The sequence below is a fragment of the Pseudomonas sp. Sample_9 genome (assembly GCF_004307535.1).
GTDB lineage: Bacteria > Pseudomonadota > Gammaproteobacteria > Pseudomonadales > Pseudomonadaceae > Aquipseudomonas > Aquipseudomonas mercuritolerans.
This window is the reverse complement of record NZ_RAZO01000471.1, coordinates 1-5772: the sequence shown is the minus strand read 5'-3', so window position 1 is coordinate 5772 and position 5772 is coordinate 1. Positions and strand designations below refer to the sequence as shown.

5 protein-coding genes are annotated in these 5772 nt (G+C 61.2%); 1 reads left to right on the top strand and 4 read right to left on the bottom strand.

The window, feature by feature from the left end; all coding sequences use genetic code 11:
• Together D6877_RS27015 and D6877_RS27010 are read right to left on the bottom strand one after the other, a co-directional pair.
• Positions 1-665: TPM domain-containing protein (locus D6877_RS27015; protein ID WP_130912669.1), on the bottom strand; the 665-nt coding region annotated here is incomplete at its 3' end.
• Positions 666-678: 13 nt separating this feature from the next.
• Positions 679-1287, bottom strand: coding sequence for a LemA family protein (locus tag D6877_RS27010; protein WP_024011957.1), 609 nt, complete (start codon positions 1285-1287; stop codon positions 679-681).
• A 258-nt stretch (positions 1288-1545) separates the two neighbouring features.
• Here D6877_RS27010 and bglX point away from each other — a divergent pair, with 258 nt between their 5' ends.
• Positions 1546-3837 carry a beta-glucosidase BglX gene (gene bglX / locus D6877_RS27005; protein WP_130912668.1) on the top strand — a complete coding sequence of 764 codons (2292 nt, stop codon included), beginning with the start codon at positions 1546-1548 and terminating at the stop codon, positions 3835-3837.
• A 140-nt stretch (positions 3838-3977) separates the two neighbouring features.
• On the opposite strand, the gene D6877_RS27000 is transcribed toward bglX, so the two are convergent.
• A complete protein-coding gene (locus D6877_RS27000; protein ID WP_056783426.1) occupies positions 3978-5135 on the bottom strand; it encodes a phosphatidylserine/phosphatidylglycerophosphate/cardiolipin synthase family protein in 1158 nt (385 codons plus the stop codon).
• 1 nt (position 5136) lies between these two features.
• The gene (locus tag D6877_RS26995; RefSeq protein WP_039762684.1) at positions 5137-5727 is read right to left on the bottom strand and encodes a YceI family protein; all 591 of its coding nucleotides are present in this window, start codon (positions 5725-5727) and stop codon (positions 5137-5139) included.
• Positions 5728-5772 lie beyond the last annotated feature (45 nt).

Sequence of the window (5772 nt, the reverse complement as noted above, 5' to 3'; positions counted from 1 at the left end):
CCGCCAAAGCCGCCCCCTCCTCCGGAGCCGCCCCGGCCGGCAGGCAGGATACCGAGCATCTGGCAGACAAACACCGTCAGGATGAACAACATCACCAGAAACATGAACAGCGCCGGGTGCCGCGAGATGAAATCATCCGCCGGGTCGCCGCTGGATTCGTACACGGTCGACGGTTCGTCCAGCGGATTGCCACCAAGCACCACCAGCATCGCCGCAACGCCATCGCTGATGCCTTTGCTGAAATTGCCGGCCTTGAACGCCGGCGTGATGACCTGATGAATGATCACCGACGACTGCGCATCGGTCAGGCGATCCTCCAGGCCATAACCGACTTCGATGCGCAGTTTGCGCTCGTCACGGGCGACGATCAGCAAGGCGCCGTTGTTCTTGTCCTTCTGGCCGATGCCCCAGTGCCGACCGAGCTGAACGCCGAAATCCTCGATGGTGGTGCCCTGCAGATCCGGCAGCGTGACCACCACCAATTGCTCGCCGGTGGCCTGCTCGTGCGCCTGCAATTGCTGGCTCAGTTGCGCGCGAATCGATGGCTCGAGCATCTGTGCCTGATCGACCACGCGCCCGCTCAGCGGCGGAAACGACAATTCGGCCCGGGCGCTGACGGCGAACAGCCACAGCATTAGCACCAGGCCCAGTTTCAACAAACGCATGGGCAACCTCGAGTCAGAATTTCACTTCCGGGGCCTTCTCCGCGCCGGGCGTGGTGGCTTCGAAGGTTTCGCGCATCGGCAGATCGCTGTACATCACGCTGTGCCACAGGCGACCGGGGAAAGTGCGGATCTCGGTGTTGTACTTCTGCACCGCCAGAATGAAATCGCGACGGGCCACGGCAATGCGGTTTTCCGTACCTTCGAGTTGCGATTGCAGGGCGAGGAAGTTCTGGTTGGCCTTCAGATCCGGGTAGCGCTCGGAGACCACCATCAAGCGGCTCAATGCGCCGGTCAGTTGATCTTGCGCCTGCTGGAACTGCTTGAGCTTCTCGGGATTGTCGAGGGTGCTGGCATCGACCTGAATCGAGGTGGCCTTGGCTCGCGCTTCAATGACTGCGGTCAGGGTTTCCTGTTCGTGGGCCGCGTAGCCCTTCACGGTTTCCACCAGATTGGGGATCAGGTCGGCACGGCGCTGGTACTGGTTCTGCACCTGGCCCCAGGCGGCTTTGGCCTGTTCGTCGAGTGTCGGGATATTGTTGATGCCGCACGCGGTCAACAGCGTGGCGAACACCAGCAACGTGGCGATCTGTAGCCGTGAACGGGAGGTTGAGCTGATATTCATTGCAGTGATGCTCCATGAAACATTTGATTTAAAAACCGAGCGCTGGGCATTCCCGGCCAGCGGTTGGGGCATAATCGGCGCCGCCACTGGCATGCGACGGGTTAATCGGCTAAAAAGTGCCCTTCGCGTTCACGTTGCCGCTGTCGGCTGCGGTTTTCCGGCTCAGGATTTTGCGCCGGCACCCGAACAACAATAGTCGCTCCCTACATTTTGGCTGGCCGGTGTTGCATCACCGTTTGGGCCCTAGAGAAAAAATTCATGAAGAAGCTGTGTTTGCTGGGTCTGTTCGTCAGCCTGGCCAGTCATCAGGTACTGGCCGCCACGACCCCGGTACCTCTGGAAAACAAGGACGCTTTCATCAGCAACCTGATGAAACAAATGACCCTCGACGAGAAGATCGGCCAGTTGCGCCTGATCAGCATCGGCCCGGAAATGCCCCGCGAGCTGATCCGCAAGGAAATCGCCGGCGGCAATATCGGCGGCACGTTCAACTCGATCACCCGCGCGGAAAACCGTCCGATGCAGGACGCGGCCATGCGCAGTCGCCTGAAGATTCCGATGTTTTTCGCGTACGACGTGATCCACGGTCACCGTACGATTTTCCCGATTCCGCTGGCCCTCGCATCGAGCTGGGACATGGACGCCATCGGCCAGTCCGGTCGCGTTGCGGCTAAAGAAGCCGCTGCCGACAGCCTCGACATCACCTTCGCGCCGATGGTGGATATCTCCCGCGATCCGCGCTGGGGCCGCAGTTCCGAAGGTTTCGGCGAAGACACCTACCTGACCTCGCGCATCGCCAAAGTCATGGTCAAGGCCTATCAGGGCGAGACCCCGAGCGCCGCCGACAGCATCATGGCCAGCGTCAAGCACTTCGCCCTGTACGGCGCGGTCGAGGGCGGTCGCGACTACAACACCGTCGACATGAGCCCGGTGAAGATGTACCAGGATTATCTGCCACCGTACCGCGCCGCGATCGATGCCGGCGCTGGCGGTGTAATGGTGGCGTTGAACTCGATCAACGGCATCCCGGCCACGGCCAACACCTGGTTGATGAACGACCTGCTGCGCAAGGACTGGGGCTTCAAAGGCCTGGCAGTCAGCGATCACGGCGCGATTTTCGAACTGATCAAGCACGGTGTCGCTCGCGACGGTCGCGAAGCGGCGAAGCTGGCGATCAAGGCCGGCATCGACATGAGCATGAACGACACCCTCTACGGTAAAGAACTGCCGGGATTGCTCAAGTCTGGTGAGATCGAACAGAAAGACATCGATAACGCCGTGCGCGAAGTGCTCGCTGCCAAGTACGACATGGGCCTGTTCAAGGACCCGTACCTGCGCATCGGCAAGGCCGAGGATGATCCGGCCGACACCTACGCCGAGAGCCGCCTGCACCGCGCCGAGGCCCGCGAAGTGGCACGTCGCAGTCTGGTGCTGCTGAAGAACCACAACGAAACCCTGCCGCTGAAGAAAGACGCGAAAATCGCGCTGGTCGGTCCATTGGCGAAAGCGCCGATCGACATGATGGGCAGCTGGGCCGCCGCCGGGCGCCCGGCGCAATCGGTCACTTTGTTCGATGGCATGAGTTCGGTAATCGGCGACAAGGCCAACCTGATCTACGCCCGTGGCGCCAACATCACGGGCGACAAGAAGGTCCTCGACTACCTGAACTTCCTCAACTTCGATGCCCCGGAAGTGGTCGATGACCCGCGCCCGGCCAACGTGCTGATCGACGAAGCGGTGAAAGCAGCGAAGGATGCTGACGTAATCGTCGCGGCAGTCGGCGAGTCCCGTGGCATGTCCCACGAATCCTCGAGCCGCACTGACCTGAACATCCCGCAAACCCAGCGCGAATTGATCCGCGCGCTGAAAGCCACCGGCAAGCCGTTGGTGCTGGTGTTGATGAACGGCCGTCCGCTGACGATTCTCGAAGAGAACCAGTCGGCCGATGCGATCCTGGAAACCTGGTTCAGCGGCACCGAGGGCGGCAACGCCATCGCCGACGTGCTGTTCGGCGACTACAACCCGTCGGGCAAACTGCCGGTGACCTTCCCGCGTTCCGTGGGCCAGATCCCGACCTATTACAACCACCTGAGCATTGGCCGGCCGTTCACGCCGGGCAAACCGGGCAACTACACCTCGCAGTATTTCGATGACACCACCGGCCCGCTGTTTCCGTTCGGTTATGGCCTGAGCTACACCACCTTCGCCCTGAGCGATATGGCGCTGTCATCGACCACCCTCAACGCCAGCGGCAAGCTCGACGCCAGCGTCATGGTCAAGAACACCGGCAAGCGTGACGGCGAAACCGTGGTGCAGTTGTACATCCAGGACGTCACCGGTTCGATGATCCGGCCGGTGAAAGAACTGAAGAACTTCCAGAAGATCATGCTCAAGGCCGGCGAACAGAAAGTCGTGCACTTCACCATCACCGAGGACGACCTGAAGTTCTACAACGCCCAGCTCAAATACGCGGCCGAGCCCGGCAAGTTCAACGTGCAGATCGGCCTGGATTCGCAGGCGGTGACGCAGCAGAGCTTTGAACTGCTGTAACAGCAGCAACACTGCAAAACACTGTGGGAGCGAGCCTGCTCGCGAAAGCGATCATTCAGACAAAAAATTGCTGAATGACACACCGCTTTCGCGAGCAGGCTCGCTCCCACATTGGATTCAGGGTGTATTCAAAATCGTGGTTATCCGCGTCTATCGAGAATATTCACCACCAACCGATCCACCCAGCCCCACACCCGCTGCTTGACCCGCCGCCACAACGGTCGGCGCTGCCATTCCTCCAGGCTCACCAGCTGACTCAAGCCGAAGTCCTTCACAAAGCTCGCCTCCACCGCTGCCGTCAACGCCGGGTCCAGTGCTTCCAGATTTGCCTCCAGATTGAAACGCAGATTCCAGTGATCGAAGTTGCACGAACCGATGCTTACCCATTCGTCGACCAGAACCATTTTCAGGTGCAGGAAGCACGGCTGGTATTCGAAGATCTGCACCCCGGCCTTGAGCAGTCGCGGGTAGTAGCGATGGCCGGCGTAGCGCACTGACGGGTGATCGGTGCGCGGCCCGGTCAGCAACAGCCGCACATCGACCCCGCGTGCAGCGGCTTTGCGCAGCGAGCGACGGATTTTCCAGGTAGGCAGAAAGTACGGCGTGGCCATCCAGATGCGTTTTTGCCCGCTGTTCAGCGCGCGAAACAGCGATTGCAGAATATCGCGGTGCTGGCGGGCGTCGGCATACGCCACACGGCCCATGCCCTCGCCCTTGTCCGGCACGCGCGGCAAACGTGGCAGACCAAAATGCGCGGCCGGACGCCAGGCGCGGCGGTAACGGTTGGCGATCCACTGGCGATCGAACAGCAATTGCCAATCGATCACCAATGGGCCGCTGATCTCGACCATCACTTCGTGCCACTCGCTGACATCATGGCCCGGCGTCCAGAATTCATCGGTCACGCCGGTGCCGCCGACCACTGCCAGGCATTGGTCGACCAGCAGCAATTTACGGTGGTCGCGATAGAAGTTGCCGACCCAGCGCCGCCAGCTCAGGCGATTGTAGAAACGCAGCTCGACCCCGGCCTGAGTCAGGCGCTGGCGCAGATGCAGCGTGAACGCGAGGCTGCCGTAATCATCGAACAGGCAACGCACGCGCACGCCGCGCTCGGCCGCCGCGACCAGCGCCTGGACGATGGCTTCGGCGCAGGCGCCGGCCTCGACCAGATAGAGCTCCAGTTCGATCTGTTCTGTAGCTCCAGCGATATGCTCGAGCATGCGCGGAAAGAACTGCGGGCCGTCGATCAACAGTTCGAAACGGTTGCCGTCACGCCAGGGGAACACCGCACCGCGCATGTCAGCGCGCCGTGAAAATCAGCACCGCACCCACCGGCACCGACAGACTGATCGCCGACAGATCGGCGAGTTTGCGCAGGTTTTCCAAGCCCGGCGCCAGATCGAAATCCTCGGCGTTGATCACCAGCGGCTCCAGTGTCACCACCTGAAAGCGCCGATCATCCAGACGCGTGGCGAGCAACTCGGCCGGGTATTCGTGCTGCTTGCCGTGCAGGCTGACGGTCAGCGGCAGGCGCAATTCCAGCTGCGCGCCGGGCGCCAGATCGTTAATCGGGCGCAGATCGATCTGCGTGGTGATAGTGGCTGCAGGAAATTGCTCGATCTGGAACAGCTCCTTGCGCATGCGCTCATCACGCAGGGGAATGCCGCTGTTGATCGATTCGAGCTCGACTTCGACCTCGGCGCGACCGTTGGGGTCGACCTTACCGTGCAGCACCAGAAAACGCTGCACTTCCGACACGCTGGCATTTTTGGTGCTGACGAACGACAGCCGCGACGACTCGCCGTCCAGGTACCAATTGGCCTGGGCCGGCAGCGCAGCGGCGGTCAACAACAGACTGGCGAAGGTTGTATAGAGGGAGCGGTTGAACATTGAACACTCGTGGGGGCGATAAACCTGCACGAACCTTAACCGCCC

Coding starts and splice junctions, on each gene's coding strand:
- bglX (WP_130912668.1), top strand. CDS start 1,546: ATGAAGAAGCTGTGTTTGCTGGGTCTGTTCGTCAGCCTGGCCAGTCAT.
- D6877_RS27010 (WP_024011957.1), bottom strand. CDS start 1,287: ATGAATATCAGCTCAACCTCCCGTTCACGGCTACAGATCGCCACGTTG.
- D6877_RS27000 (WP_056783426.1), bottom strand. CDS start 5,135: ATGCGCGGTGCGGTGTTCCCCTGGCGTGACGGCAACCGTTTCGAACTG.
- D6877_RS26995 (WP_039762684.1), bottom strand. CDS start 5,727: ATGTTCAACCGCTCCCTCTATACAACCTTCGCCAGTCTGTTGTTGACC.